Raw genomic sequence first — 23,448 nt, 5'->3', positions numbered from 1 at the left:
GAGGAGGTCGGCAGGGCCGCGGGAGCGTTCGGGGACGTCACCCCCAGGTCTCGTCGTCCCCGGCGGCGGCGTCGTGGCCCGCGACGGGGTGGTCCGGCCCGGCACGGTGGTCGCCATGGACCTCCCCACGACCCCCACGGACGGCGTGCCCCCCGTGCCGGCCGCCGCACGTCTCGTCGGGGTCCTCGGAGCCTGCGGCGGGGTCGGCACCTCGCTGCTCGCGGCCGCGCTCGCCCGCGCCCTGAGGCGGCGGGTGGGGTCGACCGCGCTGGTCGACCTGGACGTCCCGGGCGCCGGTCTGGACGTGCACCTCGGGATCGACGACGCCGCGGGTGCCCGCTGGAGCGACCTCGCCGGCGCCCGCGGCACGGTCGACGGTGACGCCCTCGTCGCCACCCTGCCCCGGTGGGGAGCGGTCCCCGTCCTGTCCGGAGGGCACCGCGACGCCACCGCACCCGACGAGGCCGTCGTGCTGGACACGACGACGGCCGTCCTGCGCACCGGGCACCGGGTCGTGCTCGACCTGCCCCGCCCCTGGGTCTGCACCGCGGCCGCGGCCACGCTGGTCGGCGCGGCGGACGCCGTCGTCCTGGTCACCCCGCTGCGCACCGGGGGCGTCGCCGGAGCGCTGGCCACGCTGCGACAGCTGGACGACGTCGGTGCCCCGCACGTCCTCCCGGTCGCCTGCCGGCCCGCGCACGGCCGGGTCGACGAGCGCGGGCTCGGCGAGGTGCTCGGCCACCCGGTGGTCGCCACCGTCGGCTGGGACCCGCGGCTCGCCGGCCGCCTGGAACGCGGCCACGGCCCGAGCACGGGACGCCGGGCGCCGCTCGGACGCGCGGCGAACCGGCTCGTGGACGCGCTGACCGGCACTGCTGCCCGACGGGAGGCGGCGTGACGACGCTCGACGACGGGCTCCTCCACGACGTCCGGGCACGGCTCGGCGGTCCTGGCCGTACCACGCCGCCCGATGCCGCTGACGTCGCCGCGGCGCTGCGGTCCACCGGCCGGGTCCTCGGGTCCGACGCGCTGGCCGACCTCACCCGCGCGGCCCGGGCCGAGCTGGTCGGCGCCGGTCCGCTGCAACCGCTCCTCGAGACGCCCGGCGTCACGGACGTCCTGGTCAACGGGCCCGAGGAGGTCTGGCTGGACCGGGGCCACGGCCTGGAGCGTGCCGACCTGGCGCTCGCGTCCCCGGGTGCCGTGCGCGAGCTCGCGGTCCGCATGGCCGCCGTCGCCGGCCAGCGTCTCGACGACGCCAGCCCTGTCGTCGACGCCCGCCTGCCCGACGGCACCCGGCTGCACGCCGCCGTCGCGCCCGTCGCCCCCGAGGGCGCGGTGATCGCCCTGCGGGTGCTGCGCCAGGCGACCCACGACCTGCGGGCGCTCGCGGAGCGCGGCGCCCTGCCGGACGCGTGGGTGCCGGTGCTGCACGGGCTCGTGCGGGGACGGGCGAACCTGCTGGTGACCGGGGGCACGGGCACCGGGAAGACGACCCTGCTCGCCGCCCTGCTCGGCCTGGTCCCCCACGACGAACGCCTGCTCACCGTCGAGGAGGCCCGTGAGCTGGCCCCGGTCCACCCCCACGTCGTGGCGCTCGCGGCGCGGCGGCCCAACGTCGAGGGGGTCGGCGAGATCACGCTGGCCGACCTCGTGCGGGGTGCGCTGCGCATGCGTCCCGACCGCATCGTCCTGGGCGAGTGCCGCGGGGCCGAGGTGCGCGAGCTCCTGCTCGCCCTCAACACCGGGCACGACGGCGGGATGGCCACCGTGCACGCCAACGCCGCCGAGCACGTCCCGGCGCGCCTCGAGGCGCTCGCGGCGCTGGCCGGCATGTCCCGCACCGCCGTCGCCGCGCAGGCCACGGCCGCCCTCGACGTCGTGCTGCACCTGCAGCGCCGGCGCAGGGTGCGCCACCTGGCCCAGATCGCCACCGTGCACCGCGACGGCCAGGGCGACCTGCAGGTCGTCCCGGTCGCCACCTGGCAGGGTCCGGGCGACGTCGCCGAGCCGGTCCCCGGCCACGGGTGGGACGCGCTGCGGCGGAGGTGGGTGGCGTGAGCGTGCTGGCCGGCCTGTGCGTGGCCGGTGCGGTCTGGTGCGTGACCGCTCCCGGCGGACGTCGGCCCGCCGGGCTCCTGCCGGGCGCGGGCGGGGCGGACGCCCCCCGACGAACGCCTCGACGCCGCGGACGGGGCCGGGCTCCCGACGACGTCCGTGTCGCCCTGGCCCGGGTGGTCGCCCTGCTGCGGTCCGGGGCCGCCCCGGCCACCGCCTGGGCGCGCGGGCTGGACGTGTCCACCGATGTCGACGGCCTGCCCGTCACCGAGCGCCTGGCCGAGGTCGTGACCGACCCCCGGCAGGCGGCGGCGGTGATCGCCGGGGCACGCCTCTCGAGGGAGGTAGGCGCGCCGCTGGGACAGGTCCTGGAGTCGGTCGCGGACGCGCTCGTCGCCGAGGCCGAGGCCGCGGAGGAACGGGACGCGGCGCTGGCCGGCCCGCAGACCACCGCGCGCGTGCTGGTCTGGTTGCCGGCGCTGGGCGTGCTGCTCGGCGGGGTGCTCGGTGCCGACCCGGTGGGGTCGGCCACGGACGGCGGGTTCGGCACCGCGGCGGTCGTCGCGGGCGGGATCGCGCTGGCCGTCGGCCGGTGGTGGACGGCCCGGCTCGTCCGTGCCGCACGACGCGCCGGAGGTCCGTCGTGATCGCCGTCGTCGTGGGCGGGTGCGTGCTCGTCGGCCTCGCCCCCTGGTGGTGGACGCCTGTCGGTCCGCGGGCCGCACGCCGGCGCGGTGCCGACCGCCGGGGGAGTCACGGCCCCGACCGCGCGGGCCGCCCCGTCGCGGACGACCCCGGCGGTCCGGTCGACGTGGCCGTGCTGCTCGAGCTCGTCGCGACGGCCGTGCGCAGCGGCGTCGGCGTCCCCCGGGCGCTGGAGGCCGTGGGGTCCGCGGTCGCTGGTCGGGACGGCCGGACCCTGCGCGCCGTGGCGGCCTCCCTGCGGCTCGGCGGCGACTGGCACGTGGCCTGGGAGGCCTCCGGCGGGGTGCGGCCCGGTACCGGCACGGCCCGGCTCGCCCCGCTGCGGGACGCGCTGCGCAGCGCCTGGACCGACGGCGTCGCACCGGGCGAGTCGTTGCGGGCCGCCGCGGCCGAGCTGAACCAGCGCCGACGTGCCGCGGCCCGCTCGGCGGCGGGTCGGCTGGCGGTACGGCTCGTGCTCCCGCTGGGCCTGTGCTTCCTGCCGGCGTTCGTCCTGCTCGGGCTCGTGCCCGTCCTGCTCTCGCTCGGTGTGGACCTCGTGTCCGGCTGAGCGCACCGACCCCCGCCACCGGCGGGTCCGACCCCGGCCGTCCGGCCCGGGTCCCGACGGGCGGCCGGCCACCGTGGCCGGCCGCCCGCGACCGAGAGGAGAACACATGACCGTCGAGACGACGCCGCTCGCGGCGCCCGAGAGCGCGGTACCCGAGACCGCGGCGCCCGAGGTGCCGGAGCCCGCTGCGTCCGGGACGCCCGACCTCGACCCGGAGGCGGGGCTGGCCACCGCCGAGTACGCCATCGCGACCATCGCGGCGGCCGGGTTCGCCGGGCTCCTCATCCTCGTGCTGCAGAGCGACACGGTGCGCGGGATGCTCGAGTCGATCATCAGCTCGGCGTTGACGGTATGAGACCGCGCGACCGGTCCGAGCGTGGCGCGGTGACGGCCGAGCTGGCCGTCGGTCTTCCCGTCGTGGCGCTGCTGCTGGTCGCGGTGCTCACCCTCGTGGCCGCGTCCGCCGCACAGCTGCGTGCGGCGGACGCGGCGCGGGCGGGCGCGCGGATGGTCGCCGTCGGGGAGGACGAGACTGCCGTCCGTGCTGCCGTGGCGCGCGTCGGCGGCGCCGGGGCCGAGGTGACGGTGATTCCCGAGGGCGACTGGGTGCGGGTCGTGGTCACGCGTCCGGTGGCCGGGGGCGTCCTGGCCGGGATCCCGCTGGAGGCGACCGGCGGGGCCGTCGCTTGGGTCGAGCCGTGACGGCCGTCGACCGCGAGCGCGGCGCCGGCACGGTGCTGGTCCTGGGTCTGGTCGCCGTCGTGCTGCTGTGCCTGACCGGGCTGCTGGCCCTGGTGGAGACGCAGCAGGCTCGGGCGGGAGCGCGGACGGCCGCCGACCTCGGGGCGCTCGCCGGTGCCGAGGCGCGCCGGTGGGGGTACGACGCCTGCCCGGTGGCCCGCCGGACCGTGGTGCACCACGGCGCCCGGCTCGCCCGCTGCGAGCAGCACGACGGCGGCGTCGTGGAAGTGGTCGTCCGGCGGCCCGTCAGCGGTCCCGGCTCCCGGTTCGGTCTCGGCGCCGCCACGGCGAGCGCCCGGGCCGGACCCGCCGGGGCGCCGCGGCGAGCGCGCCGGCAGGGTGCCGGACCGCGTGGGTCAGGAGGGTTCGACCCGGAAGAGTCGCGCGCGCTCCGAGATCAGGCGGGCGCGGGCCAGGCGCGGCTTGTCCGACCCGTCGCGGATCACCGAGCCGGCGGCCTCGAACTCCGCCAGGAAGTCCTGGGCCCAGGCGACGTCCGCCGGTGCCGGGGACAGGACCTCGTTGATGACCGCCGGCTGCTCCAGGTCGAGGCAGATGCGTCCGGTCATGCCCATCGCCACGGCGTCGCCGGACTGCTCGCGCAGGAGCGGGTGGCTGGACCCGACGGTCGGGCCGTCGATCGGTCCTGGCAGCTCGCCGATGCGGGAGGCGGTCACGAGGCGCGACCGGGGGTAGGCCATCGCCAGCGGCTCGTTCGCCGCGCCGGTGTCGCGGCGGTAGTCCCCGGAGCCGAAGGCGAGCCGGAACGCGCCGGGGGCGCGGGCGATGCCGACGGCGTCCTCGATCCCCAGGGCGGACTCCACCAGCGGGATGACCGGGACGTGTCCGCCCAGCCGCTGGACGGTGTCGACGACCTGGTCGGGGCTCTCGCACTTGGCGAGGATCACGCCGCACAGGCCCTCGGCGTCGCGGAAGGCGGTCATGTCGTCGGCCCAGGCGGCCGCACCGCGCTCGTTGACCCGCACCCAGGCGCGTCCGCCGGTGCGGAACCAGTCCAGCACGAGGCGGCGGGCCTCGTCCTTGCGCGACTCGTCGACGGCGTCCTCGCAGTCCAGCACGAGCTGGTCCGCCCGGGACAGCTGCGCGGCGTCGAAGTCGTCGGCGCGCAGCGCGGACAGCAGCAGCCACGAGCGGGCGTTCGCCGGGTCGACACGGGTGTTCTCGCGCCGGTCACGGCGTGCGGTGAGTTCGTCCTCGGGGGTCACGCCTCGATCGTAGGGGGTCTTACGACGTCGGGGCGCCCGCCGGGGCGTGGGACAGCACGGCGTCGAGCAGTCGCACGGCCCCCGTCTTGTCGAGCGGGGAGTTCTCGTTGCCGCACTTCGGGGACTGCACGCAGGCCGGGCAGCCGTCGGCGCAGGGGCAGGCGGCCACGGCCTCCCGGACGGCCCGCAGCCACTGCGCCCCGAGCTCGTACCCGCGTTCGGCGAACCCCGCACCGCCCGGGTAGGCGTCGTAGACGAACACGGTCGCCTCGCCGGTGTCGGGGTGCCGGGCGGTGGAGACGCCGCCGAGGTCCCAGCGGTCGCACGTCGCCAGCAGCGGCAGCAGGCCGATCGCGGCGTGCTCGGCGGCGTGCAGCGCGCCGGGTGCCGTCTCCTCGTCCACCCCTGCCGCACGCAGCACGAAGTCCGGCACCGACCACCACACGGCCGTCGTGCCCAGCGTGCGCGCCGGCAGGTCCAGGGCCTCGGTGTCCAGGACCTGCATGTCCGGGACGCGCCGGCGCTGGAAGCTGACGACCTGGCTGGTGACCTCCACGGGGCCGAGACCCCAGGTCACGGGTCCCCACGCGCGACCGCGGGCGGGTGGTGCGCCCTCGGGTGCGGGGTGCTCGGCGTCGCCGGGCTCGGCCAGGCTGATCTCCATCAGCTCGCGCGACCAGGTGGCGTGGTCGACGTCCCGGCGCGCGACGAGCGCCACGTGCTCGGCGAGGTCCAGGTGGTCGACGACGAACGTCACGCCCTGGTGCACGTAGACGGCGCCGTCGTGCACCTGACCGTCGGCGGACGCGGCGTCGACCGTCCCGAGCAGCCGACCCGTCGAGGCCTCGACCACCCGCACCGGACGGCCGCCGCTGCCGCGCAGGTCGGCCAGGTCGGCGGCGGGCCGGGCGTGCGTCCAGTACCAGCCGGAGGGGCGGCGCCGCAGCGCCCCGCGGGCCACGAGCACGTCGAGGATCTCGCGGACCAGGGCCGGGTCGCCGAACCGGGCCAGGCCCTCGCTGCGCAGCGGCAGCTCCTGCGCCGCCGCGCAGAGCTGGGGAGCGAGCACGTACGGGTTGGCGGGGTCGAACACGCAGGCTTCCAGGGGCGCGTCGAACACGGCCTCGGGGTGCGTGACGAGGTAGGTGTCCAGCGGGTCCTCGCGCGCGACGAAGGCCACCAGCCCGTCGGCGCCGGCCCGTCCGGCGCGTCCGGCCTGCTGCCACAGCGACATCCGGGTCCCGGGCCAGCCGGCGACGAGCACGGCGTCGAGACCCGAGATGTCCACCCCGAGCTCGAGGGCGTTGGTGGTCGCCAGGCCGAGCAGCGCTCCCGAGCGCAGGGCCTGCTCCAGCTCGCGGCGCTCCTCGGGCAGGTAGCCGCCACGGTAGGCGGCGATCCGGCCGGCCAGCTCGGTGGAGACCGGGCGCAGGTGGTCGCGGGTCTGCTGCGCCACGGACTCCGCACCGCGCCGTGACCGCGTGAACGCCAGGGTCCGGGCACCGTGCGCGGCGAGGTCGGCCAGGAGGTCCGCCACCTCGGCGGTGGCGGACCGGCGCGGGTGCTCGGCCTCGCCCGAGGGGGTCAGGACGGCGTCGGTCTCGTGCGCCTCCCGGTCCAGGGGGTCGGGCAGCGCCCACGGGTCCGCCGCCGGGTCGAGGCCGTCGGCGCCGACCCGCTCCACGGCGGGTCCGGTGATCTCGGGCGGGCGCCACAGCGCCACGGTGCGCCGCCCCGACGGCGAGGAGTCGCGGGTGACGGCCGTGACCTGGTCCGGGTCGACGCCGATCAGCCGGGCGGCGCTGACCGCCGGGTCCGCGGTCGTCGCGCTGGCGACGACGACGGTCGGGGCCGTGCCGCCGAGGTGCTCGACCAGCCGGGCCAGGCGTCGCAGCACGAGCGCGACGTGCGCGCCGAAGACGCCGCGGTAGGTGTGCCCCTCGTCGACGACGACGTACCGCAGTCCTCGCAGCAGCCGCGTCCACCGGCGGTGCTGGGGCAGCAGCGCGAAGTGCAGGAAGTCGGGATTGGTCAGGACGACGTCGGCGTGGTCGACGACCCAGCGCCGCTCCTCGGTCGAGGTGTCGCCGTCGCAGGTGGCGGTGCGCACGTCGCGGATGCCGGCGGCGTCGAGCAGCCCCGTCAGACCGGAGAGCTGGTCCGCGGCGAGGGCCTTGGTGGGTGACAGGTACAGCGCGGTGGCGCCCCGGTGCCGTGTCTCGATCCGTCCGGCGTCGGGCGTCGCGGCCCGCCGGGCGTCGCGGACGGCGGTCAGGGCGGGCAGCCAGAACGCGAGGGACTTGCCCGAGCCGGTCGAGGTGGCCAGCGCCACGTGCTCGCCGCGCCAGGTGGCCTCGGCCGCGGTGACCTGATGGGTCCAGGGCCGCTCGACCCCGAGCGCGCGGCACCCGGCGACGAGGTCGGGGTCGGCCCACGCGGGCCAGTCGGCGTGCTCCCCGCTGCGCGCCGGGAGGGTGCGCAGGTGCGTCAGGCGGTCGGCCCGGGCGCCGTGCGCGGTCAGCACGTCCACCAGGGGATGGTTCTCCCCGGGGACGGCGGCAGGGTCGCGGGACGGCACGCCGACAGTGTGGCACCCGCGGCCTGGCCGGTCTGTGCGGAGGCGTCCGGTTCGCCCGAGCACGGGTGCGTGGTGGCGGCGAGGGTTGTGTGAAGGAACACGGCGCGGGGCTGTTATCAGATCGTGATCATCGTTTCCTGGTCGCCATGACCACACCCCTCCGGCGGCTCGGCGCGACCGTGGCCGCGGCGACCGCAGTCGCCCTCGTCCCCGTCGCCGGCCTCCCGGCGACGGCCGCCTCGGCCGCCGCGGCGCCGTCCACCGCCACCGCGGCGCCCGCCGCCGTCGGCCCCGTGCCGACCGCCACCACGACGACGTACCGCTGGGTCAAGGCCGACCGTGCCCGCACGACGGTGAAGCGCAGCCCGAGCAGCCGGACGATCGCGCGCCCCGACGACGGCACCCGGCTCGTCGTGCTCGACCGGTACCCGAAGCGGCTCAAGGTACGCCTCCCCGACGGCCGGGTCGGCTGGGTCGGCAAGAAGCGGGTCACGTCCGTCCCGCTGCGCGACATCACCGGCCGGACCTACACGACCAAGCGCTTGCGCGTGACGAAGCACATCCGCACGACGTCGCGCACGATCACCTATGCCGACCTCGGGACCCGGGTCGTCAAGCGCGCCCGCACGACGCAGCGCGACGTGGACCGGATCAAGGTGAAGCTGCCCGGCGGGCGCACCGGCTGGGTGCGCGAGGGACGCTTCACGAAGCGCGACGTGTGGGGCGAGCTCGCACACTGCGAGTCCGGTGGCCGGGTGCGCCTGAACACCGGCAACGGGTACTACGGGATGTACCAGTTCTCGTCCAGCACCTGGCGCGCCGTCGGCGGCTCGGGACTGCCGCACTACCACGGCGCGCAGGAGCAGACGAAGCGCGCGCAGATCCTCCAGCGGCGGGCCGGCTGGGGGCAGTGGCCGCACTGCACGAGCAAGCTCGGGCTGCGCTGAGCCACCCGCCCGGGCCGGGTCAGCGCACCAGCACCGCGCCCATCGCCCGCATCAGGTACCAGGGGTCGACGACGGCGGTCAGCTCGCGGGCCGAGTGCATCGACAGGATCGGCACGCCGACGTCGACGACGCGGATCCCGAGGCGCGTCGCCGTGATGGGGCCGATGGTCGAGCCGCACGGGATCGTGTTGTTGGACACGAACTCCTGGGTCGGCACCTCGGCCGCGTCGCACGCGGCCTGCCAGGTCGCGGCCCCGTGGGCGTCGGTCGTGTAGCGCTGGTTGGCGTTGATCTTCAGGATCGGGCCGCCGCCGGCGACCGGCTGGTTCGCCGGGTCGTGCCGCTCGGGGTAGTTGGGGTGCACGGCGTGACCGACGTCGGAGGAGATGCACAGCGACGCCGCGAGCGCGCGGTGGCGGTCCTCGCCGCTCGCACCGAGCGACCGGGAGACGCGGTCCAGCACGTCGGCGAGGAAGGGGCCGGCCGCGCCGGAGCGGGACTCCGACCCGATCTCCTCGTGGTCGAAGGCGGCGACGACGGCCACCCCGGTGAGGGCGTCCGGCTCCGCCGCGAGCAGGGCGGTCAGGGCCGCGTGCGTCGAGAGCAGGTTGTCCAGGCGACCGGAGGCCCACAGGTCGCCGCGGGCCCCGAACGCCCGCGGCTCCTGGGTGTCGGCGACGACCACGTCGTACCCGAGGACGTCGGCCGGGTCCACGGCGCCGCCCTCGACGCGGCCGGCGAGCTCGCCGAGGACGTCGTGCTCGCTGACCTCGCCCAGCCCCAGCACGGGCTGGGTGTGGCGCTGCTTGTCCAGGGTGAGGCCGTCGTTGACGCTGCGGTCCAGGTGGATCGCGAGCTGCGGGATGCGCGCGAACGGCCCGGTGCGGACCAGGTGCTCGGCGCCGTCGCGGGTCACGACGCGTCCTGCCAGCTCGAGCTCGCGGTCCAGCCACGAGTTCAGCAGGGGGCCGCCGTACACCTCGACACCGGCCTGCACCCACCCGCCGCGACCCGTGGTCGGCTTCGGCTTGAGCTTGAACCCGGGGGAGTCGGTGTGCGTGCCGAGGATGCTGAACGGCGTCGTCGGGTCCGCCGTCGGCGGGACGACGAACGCGATCGCGGACCCGTCCCGCACGACGACGTAGCGGCCGCCGGGCGTGACCTCCCAGACGTCGGTCTCGGTCAGGCGGGTGAACCCGGCCTCCTGCGCGCGGCGGGCCGTCTCGGCGGCCGCGTGGTACGAGGACGGGGACGCGCTGACGAACCGGCCGAGGTCCTCGGCGTGTACGCGGGCGGCGTCGGGGACGGTGCGAGTGGTGTCCTGCATGGTCCGCATCCTGCCACGGTGGCGGACGCCGGCTCAGAGGTGGCCGGCGAGGGTGGTCAGCGCGCTCGCGCCGACGAGGTCGTCGCCCAGCAGCGGCACCTCGTCGCGCGGCAGGTGTCCCAGGTGCTCGCCCAGCGTGTCCAGGTGCGCCTCCTCGCCGGCGCGGCGGGCGGCCAGCAGCTCCCCGGCGTCGGCCGGGGACCTCTTGTTCACCACGAGCCCGCCGACGGGCACGCCGATGCCCTCCAGGGTGCCGACCAGCTCGACCGACTCCAGCACGGGCAGCCGCTCGGCCGCGAGCACGACGACGAACGCGCACCGGGCGGGGTCGGTGAGCACCTCGCGCAGCAGCGCGAACCGTTCCTGGCGACGGGTGAGCACCGCGCGGATCTCGGCGTCCCGCCGGGCGGCCTGCTCGGCGCGCCCGCCCAGCATCTGGGCCGCGGCGCCGAAGCGCTCGGAGCGCTCGCGGCGTCGCAGCAGCCCGTCGGTCCACGCGCCCATCGTCTCCGGCAGCGACAGCAGCCGGGTGGTGTGCCCCGACGGCGCGGTGTCGAAGACGACGAGGTCGTACTCCTGCGTCCCCTGTTCCACGAGGTCGGCGACGCGTTCGAGCACCGCCGCCTCGTGCATCCCGGGGGCGTCCCGGGCGAGGTCGAGGTGGCGGTCCACCTCGCCGCCGAGGTGCTCGGGCACCAGCCGCCGGAGCGTGGCCCGGACCGCCGTCAGGTGCGCCGCCGTCGTCCGCTCGGGGTCGACCTCCACGCCGTCGAGGTACCCGCCGGACCCTCCCCCGTCGGCGAGCCGCACGACCTCGTCGCCCACCTCGCGGAGCCAGAGGTGGCCGAGGTTGTGCGCCGGGTCGGTGGAGACCACGAGCACGCGGCGGCCCTGGCGCGCCTGGTGCAGGGCGACGGCGGAGGCGACGGAGGTCTTGCCGACGCCGCCCTTGCCGCCGAGGAACAGCACCTGCCGCCGTGCGGCGAGGTCTAGCAGCACGAGACTCCCTCCAGCGGGGAACGGTCCATCCCGAGCCGCGTGTGCCACTCGTGCACGCGGTCGGCCAGCAGCGGCAGCAGCTCGACGGTGTAGTACGTGGCGGGGTTCGGCACCCCGAGCGCCTCGGCGAGGACGACGATCGTGAACAGGTCGTCCTCGTCGCGCCGGGCACGGGAGAGGGTGCGCCGGTAGGGCGCCTCGTAGAACTCCCGCAGCCCGGCGGACAGGGCGCTCAGGGTGCCGGCCACGTCAGGAGTCCCGCGTGGTGGCGGTGGTCCCGGCGGACTGCCCGGCGGCCACCGGTTCGTCGGTCTCCGGGTCGAACTCGCCGCGGCGGGCGGCGACCATCGCAGCCGTGGCCTCGACCGCGACCCAGGCCGAGGCCACGAGGATCACCACGTCGAGCCCCAGCAGGAACCAGTTCTGGTCGGCGTAGAACGTGCCGAGCTGCACGATCAGCGCGTACACGCTCATCGCCAGGACGAACACGAGCGGGACCAGCACGACCACGGGGTTGCGCTTCCGGCGCAGCAGCATCACGGCCACGATCGACAGGGTCAGGGAGGCCAGCAGCTGGTTGGTCGTGCCGAACAGCGGCCAGATGAGCAGGCCGCCCGCGCCGTCGCCGCCCGCGCTGAAGGTCAGACCGACCGCGACGACGAGCACGACGATCGTGGCCAGCCCCTTGCGGACCGTCACACCCATGACCTCGCCGGCCTCCTGGACCACGAAGCGCTGCAGCCGCACGCCGGTGTCCATGGTCGTCGCGGCGAACAGCACCGCCATCGTGGCCAGGATGGTCGCCGACAGCGACACGGGGATGCCCAGGCCGGTGTTGACGATCGACGCTCCGCCGTCGATGAACGCGGAGACGCCGCCCTCGTTGAACGCCGAGTAGACGGCCTCCCAGTCGGCCAGCGTCCGGAAGCCGGCGGTGGCGGCGATGATCGCGCCGAGCGCCAGCAGGCCCTCGCCGACCGCGCCGAAGTAGCCCACGAACCGGGCGTCGGTCTCCTTGTCCAGCTGCTTGGCGGAGGTGCCGGAGGCGACCATGCCGTGGAACCCGGAGATGGCGCCGCAGGCGATCGTCACGAACAGCAGCGGCACCATGCTCGGCGTGCCCTCGGGCACGTTCTGGTTGACGGCGGGGGCGACGACGGCGGGGCTGGCGAGCAGCACCGACAGGTACAGGATGCCGAGGCCGATGAACAGCTGGACGCCGTTGATGTAGTCGCGCGGCTGCAGCAGCACCCACACGGGCAGCAGCGAGGCGATCCCGGCGTACAGGAACAGCGCCACGATCCAGAACGTCGCCGGGGACATGCCCAGCACGGAGTCGGGCAGCACGACGGGGAAGCGGTCGCCCAGCAGGATGAGCCCGTACAGGGCGGTCACGCCGATCAGGGTGGTGACCGGCAGGTTGATCTTCCAGCGGTAGATCATCTGGCCGATGATCGCGGCCACGGCGATGGCGCCCCAGACCGGGATCACCGAGGTCGGCGTGGAGATGAGCAGGTTCTTGATGACCGTCGCGAAGGCGGCGATCACCATGAGCAGCAGCAGGAAGATGACCACGAGGAAGAGCGCCCGCCCCCGCGAGCCGATGTAGCGGCCGGACAGCATCCCCATCGAGCGGCCCTTGTTGCGGACCGAGGCCCACAGGGCGCCGAGGTCGTGCATGCCGGCGAAGAACACGGTCCCGAGGGTCACCCACAGGAACGCGGGCAGCCAGCCCCAGATCACCGCGACCGCGGGTCCGACGATGGGTGCCGCGCCGGCCACCGAGGTGAAGTGGTGGCCCCACAGGACGAACTTGTTCGTCGGGACGTAGTCGACGCCGTCCCGCATCTCGTGGGACGGCGTCCGGAAGTTCTCGTCGAGGCGGTAGATGTGGCGGGCCAGGAACTTCGAGTAGAGGAAGTACCCGGCGAGGACCATGGCGAGGCCCACCACCATCAGCACAAGGGAGTTCACGTGTGGCTCCGATCAGTCGTCATTGACGTCGTGGCCGGATCCTATGGCCGGACGGTGCCCCGGTCACCCACCATTTCGTGACAGGCATCACAGATGAGTAGACTCGCGCGCATCCCGTCGTCAACGGCGACGACGGGCTCTCACAGGCTTCCCGTGCGGTCACCGGCGACCGGGCGGGGCGTGGCAGAACGTCGAGGAGGACGGATGCTCACACTCGGGTCCGACAGTCTGACGATCGTCGCAGTCATCGCGGTGATCGCCCTGGCAGCGCTGGTCTGCGCAGGAACGCTGCGCCGCCAGGTCCTCGCGGCCGACGAGGGGACCGCCGCCATGCAGGACATCGCGCGCGGTGTCCAGGAGGGCGCATCGGCCTACCTGAACCGGCAGTTCCGCACGCTGGCCATCTTCGCCGTCGTCGTGTTCGCGCTGCTGTTCCTGCTGCCCGGGGACGGCGGGGTGCGCATCGGCCGTTCGGTCGCGTTCCTCGTCGGCGCGGGCTTCTCCGCCGCGATCGGCTACCTGGGCATGTGGCTGGCGGTGCGCGCCAACGTGCGCGTCGCCGCGGCCGCCGCCCTGCCCGGGGGCCGTGCGCTCGGCGCCCGGATCGCGTTCCGCACCGGTGGCGTCGTCGGGATGTCCGTCGTCGGGCTCGGCCTGCTCGGTGCGGCGGGGGTGGTCCTCGTCTACCGGGGCGATGCGCCCGCGGTGCTCGAGGGCTTCGGCTTCGGCGCCGCGCTGCTGGCGATGTTCATGCGGGTCGGCGGCGGCATCTTCACCAAGGCGGCCGACGTCGGCGCGGACCTGGTCGGCAAGGTCGAGCAGGGGATCCCGGAGGACGACCCGCGCAACGCCGCGACCATCGCCGACAACGTGGGGGACAACGTCGGCGACTGCGCCGGCATGGCCGCCGACCTCTTCGAGTCCTACGCCGTGACCCTGGTGGCCGCGCTCATCCTCGGCAAGGCCGTGATGGGGGAGCAGGGCCTCGTCTTCCCGCTCGTCGTGACCGCGATCGGCGCGTTCGTCGCCCTGCTGGGCGTCCTCATCACCCGCGTCCGCGGTGACGAGTCCGGGCTCACTGCCATCAACCGGGGCTTCTACATCTCCGCCGTCGTCGGGGCGGCCCTGGCCGCCGTGGCGGCCTTCGTCTACCTGCCGGACAGCTTCGAGGGGATGGGCGGCACGGCCGACCTCGCCGGCGTCACCTCCGACCCGCGCGTGGTCGCCTCGCTGGCCGTGCTCGTGGGCATCGTCCTGGCCGGCGTCATCCTGTGGATCACCGGGTACTTCACCGGCACGGACTCCAAGCCGACCGCGCACGTGGCCGCGACCTCCCGCACCGGGGCGGCCACGGTGATCCTCTCCGGCATCGGCGTCGGCTTCGAGTCCGCGGTGTACACCGCCGGCATCATCGCCGCCGCGATCTGCGGCGTGTTCCTGCTGGCGGGCGGGTCGATCTGGCTGTCGCTGTTCCTCGTGGCGCTCGCGGGCTGCGGTCTGCTCACCACGGTCGGCGTCATCGTCGCGATGGACACCTTCGGGCCCGTCAGCGACAACGCCCAGGGCATCGCCGAGATGTCCGGCGACGTCGACGAGCAGGGTGCGCAGACGCTGACCGACCTGGACGCCGTCGGCAACACCACCAAGGCCATCACCAAGGGCATCGCCATCGCGACCGCCGTGCTCGCCGCGACGGCCCTGTTCGGCTCGTACGCCGACGCGGTGGAGACGGCGCTCGGCGGCGTGGTCGTGGCCACCGACGGACTCGTGGCCTCGATGCTCAGCTACGAGATCATCTCCCCGGTGACCCTCGTGGGCGTCATCCTCGGTGCGGCCACCGTGTTCCTGTTCTCCGGGCTGGCCATCGACGCGGTGACGCGGGCGGCCGGTGCGATCGTGTACGAGGTGCGCCGCCAGTTCCGCGAGCACCCGGGCATCATGACCTACGAGGAGCGCCCCGAGTACGGCCGCGTCGTGGACATCTGCACGAAGGACTCCCTGCGTGAGCTGGCCACCCCCGGCCTGCTGGCCGCGTTCGCCCCGATCGCGGTCGGGTTCGGGCTCGGCGTCGGTCCGCTGGCCGGGTTCCTGGCGGGCACCATCGGCGCCGGCGTGCTCATGGCGATCTTCCTGGCGAACTCGGGTGGTGCCTGGGACAACGCGAAGAAGATCGTCGAGGACGGTGCCTACGGCGGCAAGGGGTCCGAGGCGCACGCCGCGACCGTCATCGGTGACACCGTCGGGGACCCGTTCAAGGACACCGCCGGACCGGCGATCAACCCGCTGATCAAGGTGATGAACCTCGTGTCGCTGCTCATCGCCCCGGCGGTGGTCATGCTGTCGGCCGGTGAGGACGCGAACCACACGCTGCGCATCGCCATCGCCTGCGTGGCGGCCGCCATCGCCATGGGTGCGGTCGTGCTGTCGCGGCTGCGGGCAGCCCGCGTCGACGGCGAGACCTCGGACGTCGAGGAGAAGCCGGCACCGGTCTCGTCCCGCTGACGATTCGTGCGCCGACGCTGCCGGTCGCAAGGCTTCGGTCCTGCGGCCGGCAGCGTCGGCGTCTCGGGTACCTCGCAGAGGCGGAGGAGACCAGAGGTCGTCTGCCCGACGGTGACACGTGCCGGCGTCCCGACCGCATCGTTCGGTGCGTCGACGCCCGTGAAGGGGGCGACGACCATCGAGCAGAACCCCGTGGCCGGCCGACGGGAATCGCCGGTGCCGCCGACGCCCGAGCGTTGACAGAAATATTCGCGAAGGCGAAACTTTCTGTCATGGGCGGGTTCATGGCGGTCTCGGAGGCCGCTGAGAGGCTCGGCGTCTCGGTGCGGCAGGTCCAGAACCTGGCGACGCGCGGCGAGCTGCGGAAGGTCGCGCGCGGCCTCGTCGATGCGACCTCCGTCGAGAGGCACCTGGCCGTGCGCATCGACTCGCACACGCGCGCGTGGTCGAGCTCCACGGCATGGGCGGCGATCTCGCTGCTGGAGGGCGACCAGCCGGACTGGCTGGGCGTGAGCCAGCGGTCACGGTTGGCGAAGCGTCTTCGCGAGATCTCCGTGGACGAGTTGGTCGAGCGATCGCGGGGCAGAGCTCAGGTCTTCCGGTACGCCGCGCACTCCAGCGCCCTGCGTCACCTCCAGCACGAGGTGGTGCACAAGCGAGAGGCCGAGCTGCGCCTCGGGCTGGCGTCCTCCGATGCCGTCGACGGCTATGTCGCGGAGTCGGCTCTCGGTGGCCTCGTCGGTCGGTACGGACTTGCCCGGGACGACGACGGACTTGTCACGCTGCGGGCCACGGCCATGAGGCTCGACGTGGTCCGCCGGCTCGCCGACCGAGGTCCTCTGCTGGCCGCCGTCGACCTGGCGGAGTCCCTCGACGTGCGGGAGCGCAGTGCCGGGCGCGACGCGTTGGAGCGAGCGTTGGGGGAGTACCGTGCCTGATCGTCCGCTGCTCGACATCCCCAGCCCGCCCGGTGGGTGGGGTCCACCGTGGTGCAACGTCGCCGAGCTCGCCGCGGTCCTGCCGGGTGACCGGTGGACGCTCGTCGGCGGTCTGATGGCCCAGCTCCACGGTGTGCATCAGGGGATCGGCATCGTGCGCCCGACGCACGACGTCGACATCCTCGTGCATGTCGAGACCACCCCTGGCGTCGTCGCGGAGACAGCGCGTGCCCTCGAGTCGATCGGCTACGGATTGGTGACATCCATCGACGAGCGCAACACGACGGCTCACCGATTCCGGCGGAGCGCGGACACGGTCGACGTCGTCACGGCAGGCGACGACGTCGTCGACGTCCTGATCGCCGACCATGCTCCACCTCGTGTCGTGGGGCCGTTGCGGGGCCGAGACATGGTGGCGATCGAGGGCGGGACGCAGGCACTGAGGCGGACGGTCGACGCGCGCCTCACCATCGGCACCGAGGGGTCGACGACGATCAGCGTCCCGTCGGCGATCGGCGCCACGATCCTCAAGGCCGCCGCCTACCGCACCGACTCCCGGGACACGGGACGACATCTCCAGGACGCGGCGCTCCTCCTCGCCTGCATCGAGGACCCCTTCGTCGAGCGCGAACGGTTCACGGGGTCCGACCGCTCGAGGGTCCGGACACTGGCACGAGCCCTCCCCGACGGCGCCCGTGAGTGGCGCCTCCTTCCCGAGACACGCCGGAACGACGGTCAGGCCGCGCTCCGCATCCTCGCCGCCGACCCGCCGGCGACCTGACAGGACGCTCCCAGCAGCCGCATCTCCCCGGAGGGAGGGCGACAGGCATGCGCTGCATGTCCGTGACGACGGTGTTCGCAGGTCAGAGCCCGACGCGCCCGTCGATGCACTCGCGCAGCAGGTCGGCGTGACCCATGTGCCGCGCGTACTCCTCGACCATGTGGATCACGACGTCACGCACCTCCACGGTGCCGTCGTCGAACGGCACCTCCCGGTCGAGGTCCTCCTCGATCATCAGCTCGTCGGCCGCGTCGACCGCGGCGTGCCACGCCTCCCAGGCCTCCGCCACGGCTTCCGGCGTGCCGACCGCCTCGTCGAACTCGACGTCCTCGACGCCGGGCCGCTCGAACGGGGCGTCCGCCGTCGAGCCGCCGAGCACGCGGGAGAACCAGTGGTGCTCCCCGTTGGCCAGGTGGCGTACGAGCCCCAGCAGGGAGAGCGACGAGGGGTACACGCTGCGCCGCGCCAGCTGGTCGGCGTCGAGCCCCTCGCACTTCATCACGAGGGTCATCCGGTAGCGGCAGAGGTACTCCCAGAGCGTCTCCTTCTCGCCGACCGGATCGATACCGGTGGCGCGCGGATCCTTCTCGGGTGCTACCCACATGCCCGTCGTCGTCGATGTCACTCGCACAATCTGGCGGTCAACCGGGTCCCAGGTCAAGGTCACCAAGGCAAGGATCGGGCAACTCGATCTCGGTGCCCGGGGGTCACCCGGTACTGTTCGCCGACATGAGGCCGACCGACGTGCACCACGACGTCCCCGATCCGGACGGGGACGACGCGGGGCAGCACGGCGGCCCGGAGGGCCCGGTGGCCCCGCCCTGGGCCTCCGCGACCGTCGGCACCGACGTGCCGGCCCTCGACGACGTGCTGGGTGGCCGCTCCGCAGCGGGGCCGTCGTCGTCCTCCCCGGGAGGGGACAAGGCCACGCGGCGCGGGAAGCGTGGCGGGGCCGGGGGTCGCGGCAAGCGCGACGACGCGGCCGCTCAGGGGTCCGGGGGCCGCCGGCAGCGGGCCGCCGACGCAGGTCGCGACGCCGCGGACAAGGTGGCCCATCGTGCCGCCGGGATGAGGCGACGCGGGGTCGTGCTGGCCAGGAGCCGTCCCGGCGGCCGGTTCGCCCGACGCAGCTCCCTGGTCGTCGTCACCGCCGCCGCGCTGATCGCCGGCGTGGGCGCGGGTGCCGGGTTCGACGCCGTCAGCGGGCCGGGCGGAGGATCCGAGGCGAACGCCAGCTTGCTGACCACCGCGCCCGAGACCTGTGCGGCGGCCCAGGTCGCGTGGTCGCGTGCCGCCGCCGCCCAGGTGCAGATGGACCTCGAGTCGCCGAAGTCGCTGCGCACCGGCTTCGTCGCGGCACGCAACGCTCTCACGGGCCTGACGCCTCCCGCCGAGGTGGCCGCCGACTGGTCCACCGTCGCGACCTACGTGACCGTCGTGGCGGACGCGGCGGAGGAGGCGGAGTCCTCCGACGTCGAGGCGGCCGTCGCGGGCGCGATGGCCGAGCTGGACACGGCCGCCATGGCGGCGGCGTCGGAGCGGGTCACGAAGCATCTCGCCTCCGACTGCGGGGCGACGGACGGGTGAGGTCCCGGACGGCAAAGCCACCGTCTGATCGTCGTCCGCCGGGTCCGGCCCGGCTTGCCGGGAACGCCCGGAAGGTCGCGCGCGCGGCGCCCACGCGCGGCGCGCCCGATTTCCGCACGGCCCCGGGCGTGGGTCACCATGGGTCGATGCTGACCACCCGTCGACGTTCCCGCCGAGCCGCCGCCACCGCCGCGGCGACGCTCGCGACCGTGCTGGCCGCCGGTGCCTGCAGCGGCGGCGAGGAGTCGGACGGGTCGGCGTCGGCCGAGCCCATGCCCGCCATCTCGATCGGTTCCGACCTCGTGATGAGCAACGGCGACGACGACGGCGACGACGAGTCCCCCGCGCCCTCCCCGTCGGTGGACGAGGAGTGCCTGGAGCTGCAGCAGGTCTGGGCGGACACCAACCGCGCCCTGGCCGGCATCGACGAGCAGCACCCCCGGGCGCTGGTGTCCGGCTTCCGGGAGGCCTACCGGGCGATCTCGTCGGTCGAGGCACCCGACGTCGAGGGCTGGCCGGGGATGACCAGCTACCTGGACAGCGCCGTCGACGCGCTCGCCGACGTCGACACCGACGACGCCGACGAGGTCGCCTCCGTGATGACGCTGACCTTCTCGGAGGCCGACACGGCCCGAGCGGCCGTCGCCCACGACCAGGTGACCCAGTACCTCGACGGCGGGTGCCGCGGGTGACGGTTCCGTCCTCGTCCGGCGACCCGGCCGCGCTGCGGTCGGCGCTGGAGCGGGTGGACTACACCGTCGACGGGGTCGAGGACCTGCTCGGCCCGCTGGCCGCCGCGGCGCTGCACCGCGAGCAGACCGTCCCCGCGGACCGTGTGCTCGCCCGGCACGCGGAAGACCCGCGGGCGGCGCTGGCCCGGCTGTTCCTGCTCGGCCGGGAGGTCACGCGGGGTGCGATCGACGCGGCCCTGCCCGGCGTCGGCACCTCCGGCGCCCAGGCCCTGGGTCTCGTCGAGGCCGCGGGGTCGGGGGCCGCGGACGCGGTGCGGGCCCTCTGCGATCTGCGTCCCTACGCCGCCACGGACGCGGGCGGTCCCGTGCAGTGGTGGCTGGCCAGCGACCTCGGCGAGCTCGCGACCGGACGTCGGCTGGCCGCCGACCACGTGCTCGGTGCGGGCGGGGCGTCGACGACGCTCGCCCAGGTGACGGTCCGCACCCCGGTCTCGCGCGTGCTCGACCTCGGGACGGGGTGCGGCATCCAGGCGCTGCACGCGGCCCGGCACGCCGAGGCGGTGGTGGCCACCGACGTCTCGCAGCGCGCTCTGGGTTTCACGCGGTTCAACGCGGCGCTGAACGCCCCCGGGGCCGACCTCGACCTGCGGGCCGGCTCGATGCTGGACCCGGTGCGGGACGACCGCTTCGACCTGGTGGTGTCCAACCCGCCGTTCGTCATCACCCCGCACGCGGGCGCCGCCGGTGCCGTCGTCTCGGAGACGTTGGGCGCCTTCGAGTACCGCGACGGCGGTCGGGCCGGCGACGACCTCGTGCGCGACCTGATCACCGGCGTCGGCGAGGTGCTGTCCCCGGGCGGTGTGGCCCAGATGCTCGTCAACTGGGAGCGCCGTCGCGGCGAGCCCTGGACCGACCGGGTCGGGGCCTGGCTCGACGCGTCCGGTCTGGACGGCTGGGTGATCGAGCGGGAACTGCTCGACCCTGCCGAGTACGCCGAGACCTGGATCCGCGACGGCGGCACGACGCCGGACCGGGAGCCCGAGGCCTGGGCCGCGGCCTACGGTGCCTGGCTGGACGACTTCGCCTCCCGGGACGTCGAGGGCGTCGGCTTCGGTCTCGTCACGCTCCGGCGGCCCGCCGCCGACGACCGCCCGACGTTGCGGCGCCTCGAGGAGCACCACGGTGCGCTGCGGCAGCCGCTGGGCGGGCACGTCGCGGCGTCGTTGGCCGCGCACGACTGGCTGGCGGTGCGCTCGGACGCCGAGCTGGCCACCGAGCGGCTCGTCGTGGCCGGCGACGTCACCGAGGAGCGGTACCTCACCCCGGGCGCGAGCGACCCGAACGTGGTGGTCGTGCGCCAGGGCGACGGGCTCGGCCGCGGTGTCCAGGCGTCCACCGGCCTGGCGGCCTTCGTCGGTGTCTGCGACGGCGAGCTGACCGTCGGCCAGATCCTGGGCGCGCTCGGCGCCCTGCTCGAGGTGCCGGCGGACGACCTCGCCGCCGAGCTGCTGCCCGTCGTGCGCGACCTCGTGCGCGACGGGTTCCTGGCCCCGGCCCCCGCCGGCTGACCCGCCGCCACGGCCGGTCAGCCGATGACGACGGCGGACTCGGGCCGCCGGTAGAGCCGTCGGCGCTCGCGCAGCGCGAGCCCGGTGCCCAGCGTGATGGGGCCGAGGCGTCCCAGGAACATCAGCAGGGCCAGCAGGCACTGGTGCCACGGCTCCAGGTCGCCGGTGATGCCGGTGGACAGACCGGTGGTGCTCAGCGCCGAGACGACCTCGAACAGCACGCGGTCCAGCGGGACCACCTCCGGCGGCACCGTGACGGTGATGGCGAGGGTCGTGACGACGACGGCGGCCATCGCGACGAGCGCGACGGTCCCGGCCTGGCGCTGGGTGAAGGGGGCGAGCCGCCGGTCGAAGGCGGTCACGTCGGGGTCGCCGCGCAGCTCGGCCCACAGGACGACGGCCAGCACCGCCAGCGTGCCGACCTTCACCCCGCCGGCGGTGCCGCCGCTGCCGCCCCCGATGAACATCAGGATGTCGGTGAAGAACCACGACCCGTGGTTCAGGCCTTCGGTGTCGATGCTGTTGAACCCCGCCGTGCGCGGCATGACGGCCTGGGTGAAGGCGGCCAGCATCTTGCCGGGGACGTCCAGCGGACCGAACGTGCGCGGGTTGGCCCACTCGACGGCCAGGAAGAACAGGGTGGCGACGGCCAGCAGCACGGCGGTCATGAGCAGCGTCAGGCGGGTGTGCACGCTCCAGCGCCCGGGGCGGCGCAGCAGCAGCACGGGGCGGTCGCCGGAGGTGGTGCGCCGGGTGAGCTCGACGAGCACCGGGAAACCGATGCCGCCGATGATCACCGCCGCGCTGATCGGCAGGCAGACCCAGGGGTCCGTGACGAACCGCATCAGCGAGTCGCCGTACAGCGAGAACCCGGCGTTGTTGAAGGCCGACACGGAGTGGAACAGGCCGGACCAGGTGGCGTGGGCGACGGACTCGCCGTAGCCGACGCGCAGCCGGAGCGTGATGACCGTCGCCACGAGCACCTCGGCGATCACGGTGAACTGCAGCGCGCCGATCATCACGCGGCGGACCTCGCCGAGCCCGATGGTGTGGGTCGACTCCGCGGCGACGAGCCGGGTGCGCAGCCCCATGCGCCGGGACAGCAGCAGCCCGAGCAGGCTGGCCACCGTCATCACGCCGAAGCCGCCGATCTGGACGAGCACGAGGATGACGGCCTGCCCGAACGGCGACCAGAAGGTCTCGGTGTCGACGACGACGAGCCCCGTCACGCAGGCGGCCGAGGTCGCGGTGAAGAACGCCTCGACGACCGAGGCGGTCCGCCCCGTCGCGGCGACGGGCAGGCTCAGCAGGAGGGTGCCGGCGGCGATGGCACCGAGGAAGCCGGCGGCGACCACTCGCGCGGGCCGTCGGCGCAGGCTCGCCGGGGAGACCGCGGGGGAACGACGGCGGTCGGCCAGGAGCCGCAGGATGCGTGACTGCACGAAGGACAACTGTGGCACCGTCCGGCCCGCCCCGCACCGGTCCGGTGGTCAGTCCTCGCGCAGGTACTGGTTGGCCCAGGCGCTGATGATCCGGGCGGCGCGCTGCGCCTGACCGGGTCGCGTGAGCAGGTGGTCGGACCCCTCGAGGGAGACGAAGCTGCGTGGGTGGCGGGCCGCGGCGAAGATCTTGCTCGCGTTCTCGATGCCGACGATCTGGTCGGTGGGCGAGTGCATGATCATCAGCGGGGTGTCGAGCTCGGAGATGCGGTGCTCCAGGTCGGCGTCCCGGACGTCCTCGACCATGCCGCGCTTGAGGTTGAGCCGCTTGCCGCCGACCTGCCAGACGGCGTTGCCCTCCTCCAGCACCTGGTCGACCAGGTCGTCGTAGTGGTTCTCGGCGTGGCTGGGGTCGAAGGGTGCGCACACGGAGGCCACCGCCCGGACGCCGGGGATCTCGGGCGCGGCGGCGATCGCGGCGGCGCCACCCCAGGAGTGGCCCACGAGCAGCTCGACCGGGGTGCCCCGGTCGGCCATGAACTCGGCGGCGCGCACGACGTCGGCGACCTTGATCGTGAAGGAGCCGTCGCCCCAGTCACCCTCGGAGTCGCCGAGACCGAGGTTGTCGAAACGCAGCATGCCGATGCCCTCGGCCGCGAGCTGCTTGGAGATGCGCGCTGCCGCCGGGGAGTCCTTGCCGAGCGTGAAGCCGTGGACGAACACGCCCCAGCCGCGCACCTCCCCCTCCGGCTCGTCGATGATGCCGGCCAGCATCGGTCCGGTGCTGCTCGCGAACGTCACGCGCTCCGCCATGATGACTCCTCCCGCCGTCGTGC

At 74.7% G+C, this 23,448-nt stretch carries 22 protein-coding genes and 1 pseudogene; 14 read left to right on the top strand and 9 right to left on the bottom strand.

The window, feature by feature from the left end; translation table 11 throughout:
* Positions 1-115 precede the first annotated feature (115 nt).
* The 7 genes and pseudogenes from HLI28_RS05560 to HLI28_RS05530 form a co-directional block, all read left to right on the top strand.
* Entirely contained in the window at positions 116-898 is a 783-nt protein-coding gene (locus tag HLI28_RS05560) for a CpaE-like family protein (RefSeq protein WP_171246514.1), read from the top strand.
* Positions 895-2,061 carry a TadA family conjugal transfer-associated ATPase gene (locus tag HLI28_RS05555; protein WP_171246513.1) on the top strand — a complete coding sequence of 389 codons (1,167 nt, stop codon included), beginning with the start codon at positions 895-897 and terminating at the stop codon, positions 2,059-2,061. The genes HLI28_RS05560 and HLI28_RS05555 overlap by 4 nt, the downstream gene beginning before the upstream one ends.
* A complete protein-coding gene (locus tag HLI28_RS05550) occupies positions 2,058-2,705 on the top strand; it encodes a hypothetical protein (RefSeq protein WP_343035680.1) in 648 nt (215 codons plus the stop codon). The genes HLI28_RS05555 and HLI28_RS05550 overlap by 4 nt, the downstream gene beginning before the upstream one ends.
* Complete coding sequence (locus HLI28_RS05545) at positions 2,702-3,313, top strand: type II secretion system F family protein (RefSeq protein WP_343035679.1); 612 nt, start codon at positions 2,702-2,704, stop codon at positions 3,311-3,313. Before HLI28_RS05550 ends, HLI28_RS05545 begins: the two co-directional genes overlap by 4 nt.
* A gap of 106 nt (positions 3,314-3,419) precedes the next feature.
* On the top strand, positions 3,420-3,668 hold the full coding sequence (locus tag HLI28_RS15910) for a DUF4244 domain-containing protein (protein ID WP_171246511.1): 249 nt from the start codon (positions 3,420-3,422) through the stop codon (positions 3,666-3,668).
* Positions 3,669-3,697: 29 nt separating this feature from the next.
* On the top strand, positions 3,698-4,015 hold the full coding sequence (locus HLI28_RS05535; RefSeq protein ID WP_343035678.1) for a TadE family type IV pilus minor pilin: 318 nt from the start codon (positions 3,698-3,700) through the stop codon (positions 4,013-4,015).
* A pseudogene (locus HLI28_RS05530) lies at positions 4,012-4,350 on the top strand (Rv3654c family TadE-like protein); the annotation flags it as partial. The gene HLI28_RS05535 and the pseudogene HLI28_RS05530, both read left to right, overlap by 4 nt.
* Positions 4,351-4,410: 60 nt before the next feature.
* Here the strand turns inward: HLI28_RS05530 and HLI28_RS05525 are convergent.
* Together HLI28_RS05525 and HLI28_RS05520 are read right to left on the bottom strand one after the other, a co-directional pair.
* Positions 4,411-5,280 (bottom strand): HpcH/HpaI aldolase/citrate lyase family protein, encoded by an 870-nt coding sequence (locus HLI28_RS05525; protein WP_171246509.1) that lies wholly within the window; start codon positions 5,278-5,280, stop codon positions 4,411-4,413.
* A 19-nt stretch (positions 5,281-5,299) separates the two neighbouring features.
* Positions 5,300-7,858: a DEAD/DEAH box helicase gene (locus tag HLI28_RS05520; RefSeq protein ID WP_343035677.1), complete on the bottom strand. Its 2,559-nt coding sequence runs from the start codon at positions 7,856-7,858 to the stop codon at positions 5,300-5,302.
* A gap of 146 nt (positions 7,859-8,004) precedes the next feature.
* On the opposite strand from HLI28_RS05520, the gene HLI28_RS15745 reads away from it, so the two are divergent.
* Positions 8,005-8,805 carry a transglycosylase family protein gene (locus HLI28_RS15745; RefSeq protein ID WP_216077406.1) on the top strand — a complete coding sequence of 267 codons (801 nt, stop codon included), beginning with the start codon at positions 8,005-8,007 and terminating at the stop codon, positions 8,803-8,805.
* A 19-nt stretch (positions 8,806-8,824) separates the two neighbouring features.
* Here the strand turns inward: HLI28_RS15745 and HLI28_RS05510 are convergent, their stop codons facing one another.
* The 4 genes from HLI28_RS05510 to HLI28_RS05495 are packed head-to-tail and all read right to left on the bottom strand — an operon-like array spanning position 8,825 to position 13,105.
* Positions 8,825-10,132 carry a M18 family aminopeptidase gene (locus HLI28_RS05510; RefSeq protein WP_171246508.1) on the bottom strand — a complete coding sequence of 436 codons (1,308 nt, stop codon included), beginning with the start codon at positions 10,130-10,132 and terminating at the stop codon, positions 8,825-8,827.
* Between the two features lie 33 nt (positions 10,133-10,165).
* On the bottom strand, positions 10,166-11,131 hold the full coding sequence (locus HLI28_RS05505; RefSeq protein WP_171246507.1) for a TRC40/GET3/ArsA family transport-energizing ATPase: 966 nt from the start codon (positions 11,129-11,131) through the stop codon (positions 10,166-10,168).
* Positions 11,122-11,379 (bottom strand): cory-CC-star protein, encoded by a 258-nt coding sequence (locus tag HLI28_RS05500; RefSeq protein WP_171246506.1) that lies wholly within the window; start codon positions 11,377-11,379, stop codon positions 11,122-11,124. The genes HLI28_RS05505 and HLI28_RS05500 overlap by 10 nt, the downstream gene beginning before the upstream one ends.
* Before the next feature lies 1 nt (position 11,380).
* The gene (locus HLI28_RS05495) at positions 11,381-13,105 is read right to left on the bottom strand and encodes a carbon starvation CstA family protein (RefSeq protein WP_171246505.1); all 1,725 of its coding nucleotides are present in this window, start codon (positions 13,103-13,105) and stop codon (positions 11,381-11,383) included.
* Positions 13,106-13,309: 204 nt separating this feature from the next.
* Here HLI28_RS05495 and HLI28_RS05490 point away from each other — a divergent pair, with 204 nt between their 5' ends.
* The 3 genes from HLI28_RS05490 (at position 13,310) to HLI28_RS05480 (ending at position 17,326) form a co-directional block, all read left to right on the top strand.
* Positions 13,310-15,607, top strand: a complete 2,298-nt coding sequence (locus HLI28_RS05490) for a sodium-translocating pyrophosphatase (protein WP_171246504.1) — start codon at positions 13,310-13,312, stop codon at positions 15,605-15,607.
* Between the two features lie 272 nt (positions 15,608-15,879).
* Positions 15,880-16,545 (top strand): MerR family transcriptional regulator, encoded by a 666-nt coding sequence (locus HLI28_RS05485; RefSeq protein WP_171246503.1) that lies wholly within the window; start codon positions 15,880-15,882, stop codon positions 16,543-16,545.
* Entirely contained in the window at positions 16,538-17,326 is a 789-nt protein-coding gene (locus HLI28_RS05480; protein ID WP_171246502.1) for a nucleotidyl transferase AbiEii/AbiGii toxin family protein, read from the top strand. The genes HLI28_RS05485 and HLI28_RS05480 overlap by 8 nt, the downstream gene beginning before the upstream one ends.
* A gap of 82 nt (positions 17,327-17,408) precedes the next feature.
* Here HLI28_RS05480 and HLI28_RS05475 read toward each other — a convergent pair whose 3' ends face one another.
* Positions 17,409-17,930 (bottom strand): DinB family protein, encoded by a 522-nt coding sequence (locus tag HLI28_RS05475; protein WP_171246501.1) that lies wholly within the window; start codon positions 17,928-17,930, stop codon positions 17,409-17,411.
* A gap of 125 nt (positions 17,931-18,055) precedes the next feature.
* On the opposite strand from HLI28_RS05475, the gene HLI28_RS05470 reads away from it, so the two are divergent.
* From HLI28_RS05470 to HLI28_RS05460, 3 genes are all read left to right on the top strand, one after another.
* Positions 18,056-18,913: a hypothetical protein gene (locus tag HLI28_RS05470; RefSeq protein WP_171246500.1), complete on the top strand. Its 858-nt coding sequence runs from the start codon at positions 18,056-18,058 to the stop codon at positions 18,911-18,913.
* Positions 18,914-19,059: 146 nt separating this feature from the next.
* Positions 19,060-19,605 (top strand): hypothetical protein, encoded by a 546-nt coding sequence (locus HLI28_RS05465; RefSeq protein ID WP_171246499.1) that lies wholly within the window; start codon positions 19,060-19,062, stop codon positions 19,603-19,605.
* Complete coding sequence (locus HLI28_RS05460; RefSeq protein ID WP_171246498.1) at positions 19,602-21,173, top strand: DUF7059 domain-containing protein; 1,572 nt, start codon at positions 19,602-19,604, stop codon at positions 21,171-21,173. Before HLI28_RS05465 ends, HLI28_RS05460 begins: the two co-directional genes overlap by 4 nt.
* Before the next feature lie 17 nt (positions 21,174-21,190).
* Here HLI28_RS05460 and HLI28_RS05455 read toward each other — a convergent pair whose 3' ends face one another.
* On the bottom strand, positions 21,191-22,615 hold the full coding sequence (locus HLI28_RS05455; RefSeq protein ID WP_343035676.1) for a TrkH family potassium uptake protein: 1,425 nt from the start codon (positions 22,613-22,615) through the stop codon (positions 21,191-21,193).
* Positions 22,616-22,663: 48 nt separating this feature from the next.
* Positions 22,664-23,425 (bottom strand): alpha/beta hydrolase family protein, encoded by a 762-nt coding sequence (locus tag HLI28_RS05450; protein WP_171246497.1) that lies wholly within the window; start codon positions 23,423-23,425, stop codon positions 22,664-22,666.
* Positions 23,426-23,448 lie beyond the last annotated feature (23 nt).

It is taken from the genome of Isoptericola sediminis, from assembly GCF_013085345.1.
GTDB classification, from domain to species: domain Bacteria; phylum Actinomycetota; class Actinomycetes; order Actinomycetales; family Cellulomonadaceae; genus Isoptericola; species Isoptericola sediminis.
The sequence above is the reverse complement of the archived record's forward strand: the minus strand, read 5'-3'. Positions and strand labels throughout refer to the sequence as shown.

Bases quoted from the DNA above. Each gene is read 5' to 3' on its own strand.
- HLI28_RS05560 (WP_171246514.1), top strand. From the start codon at position 116: ATGGACCTCCCCACGACCCCCACGGACGGCGTGCCCCCCGTGCCGGCC.
- HLI28_RS15910 (WP_171246511.1), top strand. From the start codon at position 3,420: ATGACCGTCGAGACGACGCCGCTCGCGGCGCCCGAGAGCGCGGTACCC.
- HLI28_RS15745 (WP_216077406.1), top strand. From the start codon at position 8,005: ATGACCACACCCCTCCGGCGGCTCGGCGCGACCGTGGCCGCGGCGACC.
- HLI28_RS05510 (WP_171246508.1), bottom strand. From the start codon at position 10,132: ATGCAGGACACCACTCGCACCGTCCCCGACGCCGCCCGCGTACACGCC.
- HLI28_RS05490 (WP_171246504.1), top strand. From the start codon at position 13,310: ATGCTCACACTCGGGTCCGACAGTCTGACGATCGTCGCAGTCATCGCG.
- HLI28_RS05485 (WP_171246503.1), top strand. From the start codon at position 15,880: ATGGGCGGGTTCATGGCGGTCTCGGAGGCCGCTGAGAGGCTCGGCGTC.
- HLI28_RS05475 (WP_171246501.1), bottom strand. From the start codon at position 17,930: ATGTGGGTAGCACCCGAGAAGGATCCGCGCGCCACCGGTATCGATCCG.
- HLI28_RS05470 (WP_171246500.1), top strand. From the start codon at position 18,056: ATGAGGCCGACCGACGTGCACCACGACGTCCCCGATCCGGACGGGGAC.
- HLI28_RS05465 (WP_171246499.1), top strand. From the start codon at position 19,060: ATGCTGACCACCCGTCGACGTTCCCGCCGAGCCGCCGCCACCGCCGCG.
- HLI28_RS05450 (WP_171246497.1), bottom strand. From the start codon at position 23,425: ATGGCGGAGCGCGTGACGTTCGCGAGCAGCACCGGACCGATGCTGGCC.